Raw genomic sequence first — 18,483 nt, forward strand, 5'->3', positions numbered from 1 at the left:
AGAGGCGCCGTGTGACTGACGCTTAGAGTAACGCTTTGAGATGTGCGACGGATACATCCCCGAGCCGTTCCGGGGCGTAGCCGCCTTCGAGCGCGCTCACCAACCGTCCGCCGCACCATTGTTCGGCGCGCGACACCAGCTCCTTGGTCAGTCGCGAGAAATCGTCAATCTCCAAGGTAAAACCGCCGAGCGGATCCCCAGCCATCGAGTCGAAACCGGCTGAAATAAATACGAGGTCGGGGGTAAAGTTGCGGGTCGCTTCGTCCACGGCGCCGAGCAGGGTGCTCACATACACCTCGCGGTCGAGCGCTGGCGCCATGGGGAGGTTCCACACGTTGCCGTGCGGGCCGCGGTCGTCGCGCGCGCCGGTGCCGGGATACCAGGGCCACTGGTGCATCGACACAAAGCGAATGTTGCGATCATGCTCCACGAGCGCCTGCGTGCCGTTGCCATGATGCACATCCCAATCCACAATCAACACGCGGTCGAGCTTTTTCGTTTTGCGCGCATAGTGCGCGGCCACGGCCACGTTGCCGAACAAACAGAAGCCCATGGCCGAATCGTAGAGGGCGTGGTGCCCAGGGGGACGCACGGCGCAGAAACTCCGGACGGCGGTGTCGTTGAGCGCGAGGTCCACGCCATCGAGAACACTCCCCACGCCGGCGGTGGCCGCATCCCACGAGCCTTCGCTGGCGACGGTGTCGGCGTCCAACCGTTCCCCGCCTTTCGCGGCGGCGGCGCGCACCCGTTCGATGTAGCGCACGTCATGGGCGAGGGCGAGTTCGCCGGCGGTCGCGTGCCGTCCTTCGCGGTGGTCGAGTGCCATAAAGAGCGCGGGGTCGCGCCCCACGCCGCGCAACACGGCACGGATACGACCAACGTGCTCCGGATGGTTCCACCCGGTGTCGTGTCGGCCGCAGTCGGCGTGCGAAATAAAAGCTGTGGTCATCGAGCCCCGCGAAGTCGTCGTGATCCCCACTCACCGAGCAAGATCAGCAGGAGGAGTGGCATCAGCCAAGGGGGGAGCGTGTGGGAGCTGCTGCGAATTGCCCCGCCTACGGTCGGCGCGCCGAGCGCGCTGGCGAGTCTGGCGAGCGGTGCGCCCTCTGGGGAGCGTGCCGTAAAGGGGCGCGGCGCCGGTGGGGATGACACCGCACTCACGGCGCGCGTCCACCACGCACGATGAGCGACGAGGGCATCGTCGCCACCTTGCAAGCGCCAACGCCAGAGGTCGGTATAGCCAATCTGCAGTACGCGTCCGAGGCCCACGCGCCGTGCGGCCACCGCCGTCATGGTGCCACGCCGCTCCAGGATGGATGCGTCCGCGCGCGCCACCGTGAGTGGCCGAAATGCGAGCGAGGCGAGAGGATTGGCGGCATCAAAGGTGATGGACGCGCGCTGGAGCGCTCCGACCGCGCCCACGGCGAGTGTGGTCACGCTGCGCGCCGGCGCCGCATCGGCGGCCATCACCACGCCCCCACCGCTCCGTACAAAACGCTCGAGTGCGGCACCGTCGAGCGACACCGTGGAGTCGAGCAGCACCACGGCCGCGTAGCGCGACGTATCAAGCGATGCCATCGTCCCCTGCCGCACATCGGCCCCGGGCGCCACGGTGATCCGTGCGTCCACGTGCCAGCCGTCTTCCTCGAGCGCCGCAACCGTGAACTTCGATTCCCACGACGCGTGGCCCAACACGAGCACGCCGCGTGGTGGCGCGGCGGCAGGCACGGTGACGTAGGCGCGCATACCACCGGAGCTGATTTCGAAATCGCTCGACGGTGCGGCCATCTCAAATCGCGCGCCGGTGGCAGTGTTGCGCAGCGTGTCGGCCGCTGCGCCGTCGTGCAACACCGCGTCGAGGGGCGCGATGACCGCGAGCGTGGCGGCACCGTCGGGCGAGGCGCGGCGTTCCGCGCTCGCGGCGAGCGGTTGGTTCGTTCGCGCGCTCCACCGCACGTCCGTGCCCGCCTTGCGCTGCGCAGCCAGCGAGTCGCGCACGACGGCACTCGGCGACGCATCAAAGGCCACGGTGATCACCGCACCCGACGGCCCGTGCGCTCGCGCGCTCAGCCAGACGGCCAGCGCAATTCCGCCGATGGCAGCGGTGCGGAGCGCTCGCTCGATCCACACGCGAGAGGCGTCAGCGCGTGAGGGCATACACCACCACGTTGACGCCAAAGCGTGTGTTGTCGACCGAATAGAATCGCTTGTTGTCGGGATGGAAACTCCACTCCGAACTGTAGTCCTTATTGCTGTACAGCACCGCGAGCCGCCCGTTGCGTTCAATGGCGAGCAGTTGCTTATGCACGAGGTTGTCGCCCCAGCCATTGAGTTCGTGACTCGTGGCGGGCGGGCCGTCCTCAAACTTGAAGAAGCAATCGTACAACGGGTGCGTGTTCGGCACCGCGTGCATCGGCCCTAACGCGCGCGTGAGTTCTTCGGTGCACGTTTTGTGAAAGACGCCGTCAATGTCATGATTATGGTCGTCCACAAACAACAACCCACCGCGTCGGCAGTACTCCGCGAGCGTGCGGCGTTCCGCGTCGGAAAATCTCACTGGTAAGTGACCAGTGAGATATGCCAGCGGATACTTAAACAGATCTGGCGACGAGAGCGGCACAATCACGCCGGTGGGCGCGACGCGAATGCTCGTGTAGCGCGCCACCGAATCAATGAGATTGGCTGGCACGAGGGGGGCGGAGTCCCAGTCGCCGGAGTCGTACTGCACGGTGCAGAATGTGAAGTCGCTCACCAGGGCGCCCCCCACGTGCCAAGCGCGGCCCGGCGAGGCGCCACGCCCACGAGCGCGCGCCGCGCCATCACGAGTGTGGACGTCGCGTTGCCGCTGCCGCGGAGCGCGTTCGCCGCGGCACCGAGTGCGTCGCCCGCAGCGCTCGCGCGCTCCAGCAGGTCAATGCGAAGCAGGAGTAGTGTGTCGGCCGCGGCGAGTGGTGCGGTGGCCGCGAGACGCACGGCCGCGTCAAACCGCGCGAGCCGAGCGGCGCGCGTAGGGTCGGCCGCGTCGCGAGGCGTACGCGCGGTGGGGATACCGCGTTCTTTGCCTTGCATCCGCGCGCGCGCCACATCCACCACCACCGCACGACTCTTGCCGCGCAAATAGATGCGTTCGGCAGAGCGGGCGCGCTGCAACGCATCCAACGCTTTTTGCATGAACGGAATGGCCTGCCGCGGCTCACCAATCTCCAGCGACGACGAGGCAAGCCACATGGCGTTGTACGCCTCGAGCAGCGGCTTGCTCACGGCCATCACCGGCGTTTCGTCGCTATTCCCTTCAATGGGCGCGCCGGCCGCGGCCGCGGCCGCATCGTTGGCCCGCGCAGCGGCCGCGAGCACGGAATCGGCGTTCACGGGCCGATCGAGGCGGCGCTGGAAGGCATCGCCTTCTTCGCCCTCATTCTCGCCGAGCCGTTGAAAGACAATTTGCCCCACGCGCTGGCGCAGTCGCGTTTGATCCACGGCAATGGCACGAGATTCATTCACGAATGTGTTGTGCGCCAGCGATCCGCGTCGCCGGTCGAGGGCCTGCGCCAACATTAAGAGCATCCGCTGACTGAGCGCGTTCTTCTCCGCCTCAGCGGGTGGAGCGGCGTCTACGGCCACGGAGTCGTACTCGTCGGCGCGCGCCATGCGCCAGGTACGCGTTTCCGACGCGCCCATACCAATACCGCTCACCGTGTTGCCGTCACGCGCCACGGCGCGCAGGTGAAGCACGTCGCCCGGTTCGAGCTTGAGTGCGTCGAGGTTGAGAGAAGCGGTTAACGTGGCCGCTTTCCCACTGAGCGCGGTGGCGCCGATGGTCGAGGTGCGGAAGGTAAAGTTCTCCCCTGCACCGGAACTCACCACTAACTCCCAAGCGCCGCTCGTGAGACCAATGTCGTCGGTGACCGTGGCCGTGAGCGGCACGCGTCCAACGCCGCTGCGGAGAATGCTGTCACGTGCCGGCGTGGTGAGCGCGAGTACCGGAACCGAGTCGCGCACCGGATCGAGCGCCAGTAGCCGCTCGTGCGTGCCGGCGAGGAAGCGCACCGCGCCCGAAGCGGCGAGCATGGGAAGTTCGATGCGCCAGCGGCCGTTGATGACGCGAGCCGTGAGTGTGTCGGCCGCCAGCACCACGCGCACGAGTGGTGCCTCGCCGCGCCCTTCAATATCAACGCTGCTTCCCACTAGAGCGCGGACGACCGCAGGGTTTTCCACCGTCTGCGCGACAGTGTGCGCGTAAGCAGGAGGCGACACGCGCACGACGATCGTTTCGAGCGGATTCACGCGTCGCGCGTTCAGCACGGGGCGGTCCAGCGCATCGCCCGCGTGCGGCCAAGTCACGCGCGTCACCGAGCCACTCGGCAATATCGCGAGCACGGTGACGAACACGATGACCACCAGCGCTGGCCAGCGAAGCGCGCGCAGCGTGACACGGCGGATTTCCGACTCGAATGGCACCTGCGCGGCTGCACGCTCAAGTTCGGGCACAGCGCCGCCGTATTGCGCGTCAACGGCGGTGACCATCGCATAGCGCAGCGAGGGAAAGCGAGACTCAATCCACAATGCGGCGTGATCCGCAGGCGCGCGCCATCCGCGGCGGCGCAATCGGCGCAGGACTTCGGCGAGCCCCACACCGAGCGCGCTGAGCGGTACGGCCATGCGAGCGTCCGCCGAGAGCGCAAAGGCGGCATCGGCGAAGGTGGCGAGCAACAACACAAACAGTGCGAACGCACTTCCGCGCAAAAGCGCCGAGGCGAGCACCGCGTGCCGGAGGAGCTGGTCGGCCCGCTCCACACGCTGGCGGAGCGACTGGTCAGCGGGAGGCACCGGTCTGGCCTCCGCCGTAGGCGTGACGTCTGGAGTGCGCATCAGCTGCGCACTCCAGCGCGCAGTCCATACTCGGCGAGCAGTGCGACCAGCGCGGCCGCGAGCAACCATGGTGCAAGCGGCGATTCGTCGTGCCCAGTGAGCAACGCGCTCGCACGTGCCGCCGGGCCGCCCTGCTGCAGAGTGGCGAACAACGAATCACTGATCGCCGGCCATGCGCTGCGCGCAATGCAGGGGCCAAGGAGCGTGTGAGAAAGCGCGACGAAGGCTGGCTGAATGGCGGCATCGCCGGCCGAGGGAAGTGCAACACCAACGTGGCGGAGACAGCCTTGACCCAGCGACTGCTCCACGGCGGCTGGTGCGCCATCGGCCCAGCGAGCGATGACGGTGCCGGCGGTGTCGATGGGCACTCGTCCGAACGTGGCCACCACCGTCGCGCGGTTGTCTGTGAGCCCAGCGGGCGAGGGGGTGCTTGCTGGGAGCGCGTTGGCTGAGCTTGCTGGGATCTTCGCTGGGATTGATGCGCTCGCTGGGAACTGCTCCCAGTGAACGAGCGCGGCGCCATCGCGAGCGGCGGCACTGTCGGCTGCCGTGAACGAAAGCCGCGTGACGCGCACCGTCGTCCTTTGCACAGCTGGAGGCGCGGCGCGCGATATCAGCACCGCAGTCGCGGCAAGCGGAGCGTCCATCACACCGCCTGCAACGGCAACGCTTGGCCAATAGGTCGGCGACGCGGCCACGCGCACTACGCGCACGCGCCCCGGCCACGCGCGCAGCAGTGGCGACGTCGCACTATCGAACTCATCAGCCGTCAGAGGCGAGATCACGACGAGTTCAACCGAATCCGCATGCTGCGCCAGCACACTCGCGGCGCGGCGCGCGGCAATAACCCCCGCGCTCAACAGGCCCGGCACCGGCGTGGGCACCATCTTCGAGATGGTGTCCTCCGCTCCCCCTGTCACGACTCGCGCTGTGGAATCGAGGAGCACGAGCGCATCGCCCGTGCGCCATTCACCGCGAACACGCTCACGCAACTCCGTGCCTGCGCCCCGCGAACGATCGGCCACAAGCACGCGCCGCACGCCACCGCCACGCGTATGCACCACCGGCTGCGCAAAGGCGGCGGCGAGTAGCATCACGGCCAATACGCGAACCGCCAAGCGCACCAAGTCTGCTGGCCGCCGCGACCGCGCCACGGCACTGGCCTCGCCACGCGGCACAAACCGCGCGGTGGGTAGCAGCACCGCAGGCGCTCGCGATGTCGTAATGAAATGCAGCGCGACCGTGGCGAGAGCGCCTGCGGCGCCCACCACCAACCAGAGCGGCGAAAGCCAGCTCACGAACGCGCTCCCGCTTGCGGCGCCGCCACCACTCGCCGCACGACGACTTCGCTTGGTTCATCGTCAACGCAGCGATGATACGACACTCCGTCGTCGCGCCAACGCCGCGCGGTGTCCTCGCACCACTCGCTAAAGGCTGCGAGGTATCGCGGGCGCGTGGCGTCGGTGAGCGGACGCGCAACAGACGCGTCCTCTGGATCGGTCGCGAGTACGGCGCCGCTCGGCGGCTCAAGTTCCCCACGCGCCACCACGTGAATGACGTGAACCTCGCCACCGCGCGCCACGTGCGCACGGGCCGCCGCGCGTATGGCGTCGAGATCGCCAAGGCAATCGGTAATCAACACCACGCGTGGGCTCGCACCACTCAGCGACTCCGCGAGCGGCAACGCGCCTCCAGGCACAATCGCGTCGAGTGTGCGCGCGATCTCCGCCACGACGCCACGTCGCGTGCGCGCAGCTAATCGAGTGGTTCCGTGCGCGCCGGCGACCGCCAATCCTACGGGATCGCCACTGCTGTGCACAATCGCGGCACAGGCAACCGCGAGACGGCGCGCCGCGCTCCACTTCCCCATTTCAACCGCGGGAAATGCCATCGACGCCGAACCGTCCACCACGATGAGCGTAGGGAACACCGCCCGGTCAGGCGCGAGTCGCACGAAGGCGCGATCGCTGCGCGCGAGGAGCTTCCAGTCGAGGCGACGAGGATCGTCGCCTTGCCGATACGGACGATATTCCGCGAACTCACTCGCCACGCCGCGCGTGCGCGCAGGATGCACACCGGGCGCGCCTCCCGCCACGGCACGCCGAGCCGGCCATTTCACACCGCGCACTGCCTCGAGCAGCGCGCCGTACGGACCGACGGCCATCGCTACACCCGGATGTCGCTGCGCGGTGCGCTCACGCGCGCGAGCAGATCCTCCACGATGCGCTCCGACGTGATCCCCTCAGCCTCAGCGGCAAAGTTCGGGAGCACACGGTGTCGCAACACGGGCCGCGCCACGCGACGAATATCTTCTGGCGCTACCGCCATGCGCCCCGCGAGCAGCGCAGAGGCCTTCGCCCCGAGGATCAACGCCTGCCCCGCGCGCGGGCCGGCACCCCAGCGCACATACTTGCGCACGAGATCGGTCGCATCGGGCGAGTCGGGGCGCGTTGCACGCGCGAGCGCCGCTGCAAAGCGGAGCGCCGCATCCGCCGCCGGCACCTCGCGCGCAAGCCGCTGCAGCGCTCGCGCCTCGTCGGCGTTGATCACGGGCTTCAGCGCTTCACGTTCCACGCCCGTGGTCGCGCGCAAAATCGCCACTTCATCTTCTTCGCTGGGATAGCCAATGCGAATATCAAAGAGAAAGCGATCGAGTTGCGCTTCGGGCAACGGATACGTCCCTTCTTGCTCAATGGGATTTTGCGTGGCCAGCACAAAAAACGGTTCCGGCAACGCCATGGAGGTGCCGGCGGCCGTCACGCGGTGTTCCTGCATCGCTTCGAGCAACGCCGCCTGCGTGCGCGGCGGCGCGCGATTGATTTCGTCGGCAAGCACAATGTTGGCAAACACTGGGCCGCGCACAAACCGAAATGACCGTTGTCCGGTCGCCGAGTCTTCCTCGAGAATCTCGGTACCAGTGATGTCGCTTGGCACGAGATCCGGCGTGAACTGAATGCGTCGGAAGTCGAGGTGCATGGCCTCGGCCACCGAGCGGATCATCATCGTCTTGGCGAGCCCCGGCACGCCGACGAGCAACGCATGACCGCCCGCCACCATCGCCATGAGGATTTCGTCGAGCACATCCCCCTGTCCGACAATGCGCTTCGCCACCTCGGCGCGCAGTCGCTTCGCCGCAGCGAGCAGCGCCTCACGTTCGGCAGCGGTGGCAGTCATTGCGGCGGCGCTCAGCGGACGGGGCGACGACGCCGGTGACTGAGCAGGAACGACGACCCGTCGCGCGCCGTATTCTCCTCGAGCGACTCGCCCTCGGCCAACACCTCTACGCCGCGGAGCTTGAGCACGTAATCTTCGGCTGGCACGCCGGGCAACCCGAACGCCGCGAGTGCGCTGCGCTTGAGCGCCGTCACAGGGGCATCGGAGGCCACGTCAAATGCGACGGTGTCCCACTGATCCTGCAGTTCCACGCGCACCGTCAGGCGAGCACCGGTGCCGCCAGCGACCGACACGATCCCCACTCGGCTACGCAGCTGTGTCACGAATGGACGTTGCGTCTGAGCGGCGCTCATGCGGACTGCTCCACCGCAGCGGGCGGCAGCGTCGAGAGAAAGCGCGCGACCTGCTGGTCAAACAGATACGACGAGCCCGTGACCTGCGTGCGCCCCGCCGACTCGGCGACGCCAAGCACGATCTCTTCGCCGCCCTGCCCGCGCAACACGAGATGCGTGGGCCCCTCTTTTTCGAGAAACGCCGTGTAGATCCCGGACCGCGAGCCAAAGAACTCCTTCGCCGCGGTGAGAACGGCGGCGCCACTCAGCGTGGTGTCCGCCTGCTGCATCGTGCGATTACGCTGATGATTCTTCACAAAGTCCCCAAGTGATCAGAGTGCATCCGTCGCCAGCGGATTGACGGTCGCGACGGTTTCGAGCGGAAGGACAACAATAAAAGTGGAGCCATCGCCAGGTACGGATTCCAGTGTCACGTCACCGCCGAGCAGTCGAGCCAGTCCTCGCGACAGGGCGAGTCCGAGCCCAGACCCGCCGAAGCGACGCGATGTGGAGCCATCTAACTGGCGGAACTCGTCGAAGACCGTCGCGTGATCGGCCGGATCGATGCCGATGCCGGTGTCCTGTACGCGGTATTCTGTCCGTCCGTTGGCCACACCTACAGAGACCCGCACCTCGCCCTGCGCGGTAAACTTGAACGCATTACTCAGTAAACTAACGAGAATGCGGGTGATTTTCTTGCGGTCGCTCCGCATGAGCGGAAGTGCCAGTACTGGCTCCTCGGCAATCAACTGCACCCCCTCGGCGTGCCCACGCGCCGCACGGCAGGCCTCGCGCAACGGCACCCGCGGGTCGAATTCCTCAACGGCAATCTCGATCGTGCCGCGTTGCAGCGCGGTGTAGTCGAGCAACGCATCCACCACTTCTAGCAGGCGCGCACTCGCGGCACGGGCGATGTCGATTTCGGCGAGCTGCTCAGCCGCGCTGGCCTCTGGAATTTGCTCCCGCAGCGACGAGAGATAACTCATCACAGACGTCAGCGGCGCGCGCAACTCAAGCGACACGTTGGCGAGAAACTCGTCCTTTACCCGACGCGCGTCCACGACCGCGAGGTACTGTCGCTCCAACTCCGCATTGGATTCCACCAGGGCGGCATTCGTGCGACGCAACTCGTCCACTAGCTCCGCCTTCTCCGCCGTGGCGGCCATTTGATCGGCCACAATACGGAGCAGGCCGCGCTTGTCCGGCGTAAAGTCGCCGGTGTCGGCAAAGTAAAACGTGACCGCGCCGAGCACGCGCGTGGAGGTTTGGAGGGGCAAGGCCACGATCGCACGAAAGCCCATCTCGCGCGCCACTTCGTGCCAGTCTTCGAGATCCTGATCCGAAAACACATCGGGAATCTCAATCGCGCGGCGCTCGCTGGCGGCCTCGCCGCTTGGCCCGAATCCCACGCGGACGCGCATCTGACTGAGCCACGGGCGCATGCGCTCCGGCCATTTGTAAGCGGCCGCAAGGCGCATGAGTTCTGAGGCGCCATCCACGAGGTACACCGACGCAAACGCCGCGCCCACCACCGGGCTCACGCGATCGAGCGCGAACTGAAATACTTCTTCCGGTCGGTCCGCACGTAAGAACGCGTGCACAATCTCGCGCACCGCGACGAGCTCGCGATGTCCCGCCGATTCGACCTTCGGCGGCGCGGGGGGCGTGCGCGAGACGTACCGACGGCGTGGCATCAGCGCCGAATCGACGGAACGGGCGTCCGGGGGGAGCGCGTCACATTCACCGCACGCTTCCGGCCGCCTGATACAATCGCGCCTCGAAGGCGTCGCGCAGCTTCACCGTCAGCGCCCCCGGCTGCCCATTGCCCACCGGCTTTCCGTCCAGCGTCACAATGGGCGTGACGTCGGTGGTCGAACCGCACACAAAGATTTCGCTGGCACTCGCCAGACGGTCGGCCGGAATGGGCGTCTCGTCGAGCGCGACCCCGCGTTCGGCCAGCAGCTCCAAAATCACCTGGCGGGTGATCCCTGGGAGAATGCGCTGCGACAACGGATGCGTACGCAACGTGCCGTCGAGCATGGCAAAGACGTTCGTCGCCGCGCCCTCAGTGATAATGCCGTCTTCGTTGAGAATCGCTTCGTAGGCACCAGCCTCAGCCGCGGCCTGACGCGCCAGCACATTGCCGAGCAGGTTCACCGTCTTCCAGTCGCGCCGCTTCCAGCGGAGATCGGGATAGCTGATGGCCTTGCCGCCCTGCTCGCGTAGCGGACGCGACACCGCAAACTTCGACGCGGACACGAAAACCGTCGGAGAGACCGTTGCCGTGGGGAAGTTGTGCGTGCGTGGCGCTGCACCGCGCGTCACCTCGAGATACAAAAACGCTTCGCCGTCTTGGAGACCGTTGTCGCGCACCAGCTTCTCCTGCACACCCTTCAGCGCGGCCACCTGCTCCGCGCCAAACGGAATGCGCAATCCGGCGAGCCCGTTCACCATACGCTCCGCGTGCGCGTCCCACTCAAACAGTCGGCCGGCCGCGTAACGCACGCCTTCATAAATGCCGTCGCCAAAAATGAACCCGCGATCCTCCACGGGAATCAGCGCCTGTTCGCGTGGCACGTACTGGCCATTCAAGTAAAACGTCGTCATCGCCTGCTCCTGACGTGTTGAGCTACGTGGTGAACGTGTGGTGTGTGTTTCGAAAATCAGCCCAGCATCTGCTCAATCGCGCGAACGAGTGGCGCAAAGCTCAACCGCTTGCCGGTCACGCGCTGCGCCTGTTCTTCGGCTAGCTCTCGCTGGCCCCAGCCAAACAATTCGCCCACCAGATACGGTCCGGTGCGCGGATTGCGCCACCAATCAGCGTCAAAGCGCCCAATCAGCGATTCATTCAACAACGCCTGTAGCTGCCAAGCACGGAGGTAACGCGCCGCATAGAACCGCGGATCCACGTCGAGAAACGCGTCCGACGCCTGATACCGAAAGCCCGTGGCACCGCTCAGCGTTTCCACATACAGATCAGGAAGCGCGCTCCAGGGCACGCTACCGTCATAAATCTGCGTTTCGTAAATCAGCTTGGCGCAGTAGCGGCGCAAGAACTGCAGTTCCTCAAAACCCGCCGAACGTAGATAGCGAGGAAGATCGGACTTCTCGAGACGCGAATAGCGCAGCAACCACCCTCGATCCTGCAGCCGGTGGTCAAACAGCATCGCGTACCCTTCGGTGATTGAGTTGTCTCCCAACCAGCGAAACTCAAAGGGGAGCTCTCGGCTCATATTCGCAAAGTGCAGCGCGTGCCCCAGTTCGTGCATAAGCGTCTGCCAATCGTTCTGGCCACCGTGCGGACGAATCACGAGGTGCACTTCGTCGGGGATCTGCACGGGCGAACAAAAGGCGCGCGCCCGCTTCCCCGGCCGCTCCGCCGTATCAAAACGCACACGCCCATGCGCGTCGGGACTGATCCCCATTTCCGTAACGTGGCGGCGCACTTCTGTTTCCATGGCGTCAGCCGGAAACGCACCGTCAAACTCAGGCGCGCGCATCAGCGCCACGGCATCGGCACGCGTCGCCTCGCCCGGCGCAATACCGAGCACACGTTTCAGAAACTCGGGGAGGACGTCGTCCCACATAGACTGCGTATCGCGCAGAAACTGCTCGCACTCGGCACGCAATGCGGAAATCGACGTGCCGGAGAGCGCTTCGAGCGTCGGCGTGTAACCGTCCACGAGGCGGGCATCTTCAATCAGCCCTTTCTCGCGCGCCATGCGCTCCCGCCGCATCGGCGCAAACTCGGCGAGCACCAGTTTCGCGCGCGCGTCATCGAGCGCGCGTCGAGCGTCCGTCTCGCGCGTGTTGGCGATGGTGATCGCCACGCGCGAGTACGGCTCCTCGGTGCCATCAGGAAGGCGCACGATGGCCGCAGCTTCCCACGCGAATTCTTTTTCTTCCAGCGGCGCCATCGCACGACCCACGCGCGACTCGAGCAGCCAGTCCACAATCATCCGCGCGGACCGATGCTCCTCGCTACCGGGCGTGGCCTCGCGCCACTGCGCCACTGCGTCCGCCCACGCTTCGTCACCGAAGGCATCCTTGTGACGCTCGTAGATCGGCTGGAGATCCGCCCCAGACTTGTGCCCCGCATGCGCCGCGTGATACTCGCGCGAGACGTCCTCGAGGAACGCCTCGGCGCGCGTACGCAGCGGGTCGGCGTGCGTCACGCCGCCGGCACCTTTGTGCTTTCCGCCGTCGAAATATCCGACGCGAGGTACCGCCCAATCACTTCCGCCACCTGCCCCGTGCCGACGCGAATCTGCCCCATATCGTCGCGGAAGCGGATGGTCACCGAATCGTTCGTCGCCGATTCCGGATCGATCGTAATGCCGAACGGCGTGCCCGCTTCGTCCTGCCGGCGGTACCGGCGGCCAATGGCGCCAGCGTCGTCGTAGAACACAGGGAACTTCTTGCGTAGCGAGGCCGCCAGCTTCTCGGCCATCTCGGGCTGCCCGTCTTTCTTGGTGAGCGGAAAGACGCCGGCTTTGATCGGGGCGAGCGCCGGGTGAAAGCCAAGTACGGTGCGTCCTTCGGTTTCGCCTGGCACCGCTTCTTCGCGCATCGCATTCACGAGAATCGCCAGCGTCACGCGATCGGCGCCCACCGACGTTTCCACCACGTGCGGGATGTACTTGCGGTTCGCGACCTGATCCACGTATTCGAGCCTCTTTCCAGAGGCTTCCTGATGGCGACCCAAGTCAAAGTCCGAGCGGTGGTGCACGCCTTCGATTTCCTGAAAGCCGAGCGAGCCACCAAAGTCGAACTCAATGTCGAACGCGGCCTTGGCGTAGTGCGCGAGTTCTTGTTCGGTGTGCTGATGGAAGTGCAGCCGGTCGCGCGTCAGTCCGAGCGAGAGGTGCCACTCCATGCGCTGAGCCTTCCAGTACTCGAACCACTCCATATCCGTCTGCTTGCCTTCTGCGGCGACCGGGTCGACGAAGAACTGCATCTCCATCTGCTCGAACTCGCGCGTGCGGAAGGTGAAGTTTCCGGGCGTGATTTCATTGCGGAACGCCTTGCCAATCTGCGCAATGCCAAACGGCACCTTCTGGCGCGTCGCCTGCTGCACGTTCAGGAAGTTCACAAAAATTCCCTGCGCCGTTTCCGGCCGCAGGTAGACGGTGGACGCCGACTCTTCCACCGGTCCCATGAACGTCTTGAACATCAGGTTGAACTGCCGCGGCTCGGTGAGTTGGCAGTCGCCGTGCTCGCCGGGTTTCTTGCTCGGCTTTCGCGGGCACACGGCGTCACCGATTTTGTCGGCACGGAATCGCGCTTTGCACGCCTTGCAGTCCACCAGCGGGTCCGAGAAGCCGCTCACGTGACCGCTGGCCTCCCACACCTTGGGATGCATGAGGATCGACGCGTCGAGCCCTTCGACGTCGTCGCGCTCGCGCACCATCGCCTGCCACCAGCGCGCTTTGACGTTGTTCTTGAGCTCGACGCCGAGCGGGCCGTAGTCCCACACGGACCCGGTGCCGCCGTAGATCTCGGAGGATTGAAAAATGAAGCCGCGTCGCTTGGCCAGCGACACGAGTTTGTCCATCACATCTGGGTAGGAAGACATAGCTGAAATCTCGCTCCGGGAGGGGGGTTCTGACCACCCCGGAAGCCCTCGGGTTTGCGCGCATCCCCGGCCTGCACCAGCTTCAGGCTGGTAACCAGCCGTTCACCCGCCTCCAACGTGTGAGTCCGACTATGCTGTTCCGTCGCTTTTTCGCCGCCGCCACCCTCGCGGCCGTGCTCTCCTCCGTGGCTCTGGCCCAGCGGGCGCAGTCTAAGCCCCTCGACCGCGCCAACCTCGACACCACCTGCGCCCCCTGCACCGACTTCTACCAGTTTGCCAATGGCAGCTGGCTGGGCAAACAGACGATCCCTCCCGACAAGTCGGGGCTTGGGGCCTTTGGCATGCTCGGCGACAAAAATCAGGAGGTCGTCCAGCACATTGTGGATGACGACGCCAAGCTGGTGCGCGGCGGCGAGACCAAAGCCGGCACCAACGAATGGAAAATCGGCACTTTCTACATGAGCTGCCTCGACACCGTGGCCATGGAAAAGGCCGGCTTCAAGCCGATCAAGGCGCACCTCGATGCCATCGCGGCCATCAAAAGTACCGATGACGTGGTGAAGACCTTCGGCCTCCGCGGCGCGGGTGGTGGTGGCGGACGTGGGGGCGGCGGCGGACTCGCGCCCTTCTCCCTCGGGCCGTCCACCGATCCCCGCAACAGCAAGATGGTGATCGTCTCCGCCAATCAGGGCGGTCTCGTCCTCAATCGCGAAGACTACCTCGGCACCAACGAGCGGGCCGTCAAGCGCCGCGCCGATTACGTCGAGCACGTTGCGCGTACGCTCAAACTGCTGGGCGAGAATGACGCCCAATCGAAGGCCAGCGCGGCCTCGATCCTCGCGCTCGAGACATCGCTCGCGAAAATCTCGATTCCGCAGGCCGACATGCGCGACCCCAACTCCACCTATCACAAGATGGCGCTCGCCGAGTTCGGCAAGATGACGCCGCATCTGGATTGGGCGCGCTATATCAAGCAGCAGGGCGGCAAGAACGTCGGCGACGTGAACGTGCGCACCCCCACCTTCTTTACCGCGCTCGACTCGCTCCTCCCCGCCACTGGCGTGGAGGACTGGAAAGCGTATCTCCGCTGGCATGCCACCAACAGTGCGATGGCCTCGCTCAGCGGCGCCTTCCGCGCTGAAGCGTTCCATTGGCAACAAATCACGAGCGGCGTCCTCCAGCAGGAATCGCGCGTGAAGATGTGCGCCGCCGCCACCAGCGGCGCGCTCGGAGAGGCCGTGGGGCAGGACTGGATCAAGCGCAACTTCACCCCCGAGGCCAAGGCACGCGCCACCAAGATGGTGGACAACCTCGTCTCCGCCCTGCGTGACCGCATCAAGGGGCTCGATTGGATGAGCGAAGTCACCAAGGTGCAGGCGGTCGCCAAACTCGACGCCTTCCTGCGGAAGATTGCGTATCCCGACAAGTGGCGCGATTACTCGACGCTCGAGATTAAAACAGGCTCGTACTACGACAATCAAAAAGTCGTGGGCGAGTGGAACTCCGAGCGCAGCTGGAAGCGCGTAGGGCACGCGCCGGATCGCGCCGAGTGGAGTATGACGCCGCCGACTGTGAACGCGAGCTACAGCTCGTCGCTCAATCAGATTCAGTTCCCTGCGGGCATTCTGCAGCCGCCATTCTTTGACGCCAAAGCCGACGATGCCGTCAACTACGGCGCCATCGGCGCCGTGATCGGCCACGAAATGACCCACGGCTTCGACGACTCCGGCCGGCAGTTCGATGCCACCGGCAATCTCCGCGATTGGTGGACGCCAGAAGATGCGGCCAAATACAAATCGGCAGCGCAGCTCGTGGTGGAACAGTTCAACGGCTATACCGTGGTCGACGATCAGTCCCACGTGAACGGTCGCCTCACCCTCGGCGAGAACATTGCCGACCTCGGCGGACTCACGGTCGCGTACTTTGCCATGCAGAAAGCCAACGGGAACAAGCCCAAAGCAAAGATCGACGGCTTTACCCAGGAACAGCGCTTCTTCCTCGCGTGGGCGCAAATCTGGCGCGGACTGCAGCGCCCCGAAGCCGAGTTGCAGAACCTCAAGACCAACCCGCACTCGCCTGGCAAATGGCGTGTGGACGGCCCGCTGGCCAACATGCCGGAGTTCAAGGCGGCATTTGGGTGCAAAGACGGCGACGCGATGGTGCGGCCCGAATTGATTCGCGCGAGGATCTGGTAATGCGCGTCTTCAACTTCAGTCCCGGCCCCGCAGCGTTGCCCGTCGAGGTGCTGGAACAGGCCCGTGCCGAAATGCTCGACTGGCATGGCACCGGCATGTCCGTCATGGAAATGAGTCACCGCGGCAAGGCGTTTATTTCGATTGCCGAACAAGCGGAAGCCGATCTGCGCGAACTGCTCGCGGTGCCGGCGAACTACAAAGTGTTGTTCGTGCAGGGCGGCGCCACCATGCAATTCGCCGCCGTGCCGCTGAATCTCTCGGCGGCCGGTCAGACGGTGGACTACGTCAACACGGGCGCGTGGTCGAAGAAGGCGATGAGCGAGGCCAAGCGCTACGCGGCGGTGCATGTTGCCGCCGACGCGGGCGAACCGTACGCGTCGATTCCCGACGTCGCCTCGTGGTCGCGGTCGCCTGATGCCGCGTACCTGCACTACACGCCCAACGAAACCATCGGGGGCGTGGAGTTCCACGACATCCCCAATAGCGGCGACGTGCCGCTGGTGGCCGACATGTCGTCCACGCTGCTCTCGCGCCCGATCGACGTGTCGAAGTTCGGCGTGATCTATGCCGGCGCGCAGAAGAACATCGGTCCCGCCGGACTCACCGTGGTCATAGTCCGCGACGACCTCCTCGGCCGCGCGCGCGCCGACATTCCTGGCGTGCTCGACTATGCGGCGATGGCTAAGGAAGGCTCGATGCTCAACACGCCGCCCACGTACACGTGGTATCTCGCAGGGCTCGTGTTTCAGTGGATCAAACGGCACGGGGGACTCGCCGCGATGGGTGAGGTCAACCGCGCCAAGGCGGCCAAACTCTACGCGGCCATCGACGGGTCGTCGTTCTATGCCAATCCGGTCGCCAAGAATGCACGCTCCTGGATGAACGTCCCGTTCACGCTCGCCAAGCCCGACCTCGACAAGACCTTCCTTGCCGAAGCCAAGACGGCGGGCCTCGTCACGCTCGAAGGCCACCGTTCTGTTGGTGGCATGCGCGCGAGTATCTACAACGCCATGCCCGTCGCGGGCGTCGATGCGTTGATCACCCTCATGCAACAATTCGAACGGACTCACGCATGACCGCATTCACGATCCAGACGCTCAACAACATTTCCGCGCGCGGCCTCAGCCGACTCCCCACCGACCGCTACGTCACCGCGCCGGATGCCGCCACACCGGACGCGATCATGTTGCGCTCGGCAGATCTGCACGAGGTGGTCATTCCCGATTCCGTGCGCGCCATTGGCCGCGCGGGAGCGGGAACGAATAACGTGCCCGTCGCAAAGCTCTCCAAGCGGGGCGTGCCGGTATTCAACGCACCGGGCGCGAATGCGAACGCCGTGAAGGAACTGGTCATCGCCAGTCTCTTTCTCGCACAACGCGACATTTGCCAGGCGTGGGGCTACGTCAAAGCGCTCGAGGGCGACGACGAGACGCTCGAAAAAGCGGTGGAGAAAGGGAAAAAGAAATTTGCCGGACACGAACTCCCGGGCCGCGTGCTCGGCGTGGTGGGACTCGGGGCCATCGGCGTGGAAGTGGCAAACGCCGCGCACCGACTCGGCATGCACGTCATCGGCTTTGACCCCGAACTCACCGTGCAGCGTGCGATGCAGCTGTCGTCGGCGGTCGAGCGCACCTCGTCGATCGACGATCTCTTCGCCCGGTCCGACATGATCACACTGCACGTGCCGCTGGTGGAAGGCACCAAGAACCTCGTGAACGCGGCGCGCCTTAAGTTGATGCGCGACGGCGGCGCTATTCTCAACTTCGCGCGCGCCGGCATTGTGGACACCGCTGCGTTACTCGAGGCGCTCGATCGCGGCACGTTGGCGAGCTACATCTGCGATTTTCCCACGAACGCCGTTAGAAACCACGCGCGCGTGATTGCATTGCCACACCTTGGGGCCTCAACCGAGGAAGCCGAGGAGAACTGCGCCATTATGGTCGCCGACACGCTGCGTGAGTTCCTCGAACACGGCAATATTCGACACTCCGTGAACTTCCCCGAAGCGTCCATGCCGCGCACCGCCAGCGCCACGCGCCTCACGCTCGCTACGGAGAACGTGCCCAATATGGTCGGGCAGATCACCTCCGCTGTTGCGTCGGCGCAGCTCAACATCGCCAATTTGCTCAACAAATCGCGCGGCGATCTCGCTTACACCATCATTGACATTGACGGCGCGATTCCGGCCGCGATGACCGACACCCTACGCGCCATTCCCGGCGTGTTGTCGCTGCGAAATCTGGGCGCGTAATCCCCGCCCCGCCGCGGCGTTCCCGTTCAGCGAACGCCGCGGCCCGCCCGTACTCTCGACAAACACAGCTTCTCCCTCTTTTTGGAG

The 18,483-nt window shown here is 65.3% G+C and carries 16 protein-coding genes; 3 read left to right on the forward strand and 13 right to left on the reverse strand.

The annotated features are described in order from the left end of the window. Positions 1-22: 22 nt before the first annotated feature. The 13 genes from NTZ43_01570 to NTZ43_01630 are packed head-to-tail and all read right to left on the reverse strand — an operon-like array spanning position 23 to position 13,950. Complete coding sequence (locus tag NTZ43_01570; protein ID MCX5765901.1) at positions 23-949, reverse strand: histone deacetylase; 927 nt, start codon at positions 947-949, stop codon at positions 23-25. Then, entirely contained in the window at positions 946-2,157 is a 1,212-nt protein-coding gene (locus NTZ43_01575; protein ID MCX5765902.1) for a hypothetical protein, read from the reverse strand. The genes NTZ43_01570 and NTZ43_01575 overlap by 4 nt, the downstream gene beginning before the upstream one ends. After that, positions 2,141-2,752, reverse strand: a complete 612-nt coding sequence (locus tag NTZ43_01580) for a DUF4159 domain-containing protein (protein MCX5765903.1) — start codon at positions 2,750-2,752, stop codon at positions 2,141-2,143. Before NTZ43_01580 ends, NTZ43_01575 begins: the two co-directional genes overlap by 17 nt. Then, a complete protein-coding gene (locus tag NTZ43_01585) occupies positions 2,749-4,827 on the reverse strand; it encodes a hypothetical protein (GenBank protein MCX5765904.1) in 2,079 nt (692 codons plus the stop codon). Before NTZ43_01585 ends, NTZ43_01580 begins: the two co-directional genes overlap by 4 nt. Positions 4,828-4,868: 41 nt before the next feature. After that, on the reverse strand, positions 4,869-6,167 hold the full coding sequence (locus tag NTZ43_01590) for a BatA domain-containing protein (GenBank protein ID MCX5765905.1): 1,299 nt from the start codon (positions 6,165-6,167) through the stop codon (positions 4,869-4,871). Then, on the reverse strand, positions 6,164-7,033 hold the full coding sequence (locus tag NTZ43_01595; protein ID MCX5765906.1) for a DUF58 domain-containing protein: 870 nt from the start codon (positions 7,031-7,033) through the stop codon (positions 6,164-6,166). The genes NTZ43_01590 and NTZ43_01595 overlap by 4 nt, the downstream gene beginning before the upstream one ends. A 2-nt stretch (positions 7,034-7,035) precedes the next feature. Further along, the gene (locus NTZ43_01600; GenBank protein MCX5765907.1) at positions 7,036-8,043 is read right to left on the reverse strand and encodes a MoxR family ATPase; all 1,008 of its coding nucleotides are present in this window, start codon (positions 8,041-8,043) and stop codon (positions 7,036-7,038) included. An 11-nt stretch (positions 8,044-8,054) separates the two neighbouring features. After that, positions 8,055-8,396, reverse strand: a complete 342-nt coding sequence (locus NTZ43_01605; GenBank protein ID MCX5765908.1) for a hypothetical protein — start codon at positions 8,394-8,396, stop codon at positions 8,055-8,057. Continuing rightward, positions 8,393-8,692, reverse strand: coding sequence for a hypothetical protein (locus NTZ43_01610; protein MCX5765909.1), 300 nt, complete (start codon positions 8,690-8,692; stop codon positions 8,393-8,395). The genes NTZ43_01605 and NTZ43_01610 overlap by 4 nt, the downstream gene beginning before the upstream one ends. Positions 8,693-8,707: 15 nt before the next feature. Then, on the reverse strand, positions 8,708-10,069 hold the full coding sequence (locus tag NTZ43_01615) for a GAF domain-containing sensor histidine kinase (GenBank protein MCX5765910.1): 1,362 nt from the start codon (positions 10,067-10,069) through the stop codon (positions 8,708-8,710). 46 nt (positions 10,070-10,115) lie between these two features. Beyond that, positions 10,116-10,982, reverse strand: a complete 867-nt coding sequence (locus NTZ43_01620) for an aminotransferase class IV (GenBank protein ID MCX5765911.1) — start codon at positions 10,980-10,982, stop codon at positions 10,116-10,118. Between the two features lie 56 nt (positions 10,983-11,038). Next, complete coding sequence (locus NTZ43_01625) at positions 11,039-12,550, reverse strand: hypothetical protein (protein MCX5765912.1); 1,512 nt, start codon at positions 12,548-12,550, stop codon at positions 11,039-11,041. After that, the gene (locus NTZ43_01630) at positions 12,547-13,950 is read right to left on the reverse strand and encodes a glycine--tRNA ligase (protein MCX5765913.1); all 1,404 of its coding nucleotides are present in this window, start codon (positions 13,948-13,950) and stop codon (positions 12,547-12,549) included. Before NTZ43_01630 ends, NTZ43_01625 begins: the two co-directional genes overlap by 4 nt. Before the next feature lie 131 nt (positions 13,951-14,081). Here NTZ43_01630 and NTZ43_01635 point away from each other — a divergent pair, with 131 nt between their 5' ends. Genes NTZ43_01635 through NTZ43_01645 form a run of 3 tightly spaced genes read left to right on the forward strand, consistent with a single transcriptional unit; the run spans position 14,082 to position 18,396 of the window. Continuing rightward, positions 14,082-16,145 carry a M13 family metallopeptidase gene (locus NTZ43_01635; protein MCX5765914.1) on the forward strand — a complete coding sequence of 688 codons (2,064 nt, stop codon included), beginning with the start codon at positions 14,082-14,084 and terminating at the stop codon, positions 16,143-16,145. Then, the gene (gene serC, locus NTZ43_01640; GenBank protein MCX5765915.1) at positions 16,145-17,221 is read left to right on the forward strand and encodes a 3-phosphoserine/phosphohydroxythreonine transaminase; all 1,077 of its coding nucleotides are present in this window, start codon (positions 16,145-16,147) and stop codon (positions 17,219-17,221) included. Before NTZ43_01635 ends, serC begins: the two co-directional genes overlap by 1 nt. Further along, the gene (locus tag NTZ43_01645; protein ID MCX5765916.1) at positions 17,218-18,396 is read left to right on the forward strand and encodes a phosphoglycerate dehydrogenase; all 1,179 of its coding nucleotides are present in this window, start codon (positions 17,218-17,220) and stop codon (positions 18,394-18,396) included. Before serC ends, NTZ43_01645 begins: the two co-directional genes overlap by 4 nt. The last annotated feature ends 87 nt before the right edge of the window (positions 18,397-18,483 follow it).

The sequence above is a fragment of the Gemmatimonadota bacterium genome (assembly GCA_026387915.1).
In the GTDB taxonomy this organism is placed as follows: domain Bacteria; phylum Gemmatimonadota; class Gemmatimonadetes; order Gemmatimonadales; family Gemmatimonadaceae; genus Fen-1231.

Coding starts and splice junctions, on each gene's coding strand:
- NTZ43_01615 (MCX5765910.1), bottom strand. CDS start 10,069: ATGCCACGCCGTCGGTACGTCTCGCGCACGCCCCCCGCGCCGCCGAAG.
- NTZ43_01570 (MCX5765901.1), bottom strand. CDS start 949: ATGACCACAGCTTTTATTTCGCACGCCGACTGCGGCCGACACGACACC.
- NTZ43_01595 (MCX5765906.1), bottom strand. CDS start 7,033: ATGGCCGTCGGTCCGTACGGCGCGCTGCTCGAGGCAGTGCGCGGTGTG.
- NTZ43_01635 (MCX5765914.1), top strand. CDS start 14,082: ATGCTGTTCCGTCGCTTTTTCGCCGCCGCCACCCTCGCGGCCGTGCTC.
- NTZ43_01630 (MCX5765913.1), bottom strand. CDS start 13,950: ATGTCTTCCTACCCAGATGTGATGGACAAACTCGTGTCGCTGGCCAAG.
- NTZ43_01600 (MCX5765907.1), bottom strand. CDS start 8,043: ATGACTGCCACCGCTGCCGAACGTGAGGCGCTGCTCGCTGCGGCGAAG.
- NTZ43_01575 (MCX5765902.1), bottom strand. CDS start 2,157: ATGCCCTCACGCGCTGACGCCTCTCGCGTGTGGATCGAGCGAGCGCTC.
- serC (MCX5765915.1), top strand. CDS start 16,145: ATGCGCGTCTTCAACTTCAGTCCCGGCCCCGCAGCGTTGCCCGTCGAG.
- NTZ43_01645 (MCX5765916.1), top strand. CDS start 17,218: ATGACCGCATTCACGATCCAGACGCTCAACAACATTTCCGCGCGCGGC.
- NTZ43_01605 (MCX5765908.1), bottom strand. CDS start 8,396: ATGAGCGCCGCTCAGACGCAACGTCCATTCGTGACACAGCTGCGTAGC.
- NTZ43_01620 (MCX5765911.1), bottom strand. CDS start 10,982: ATGACGACGTTTTACTTGAATGGCCAGTACGTGCCACGCGAACAGGCG.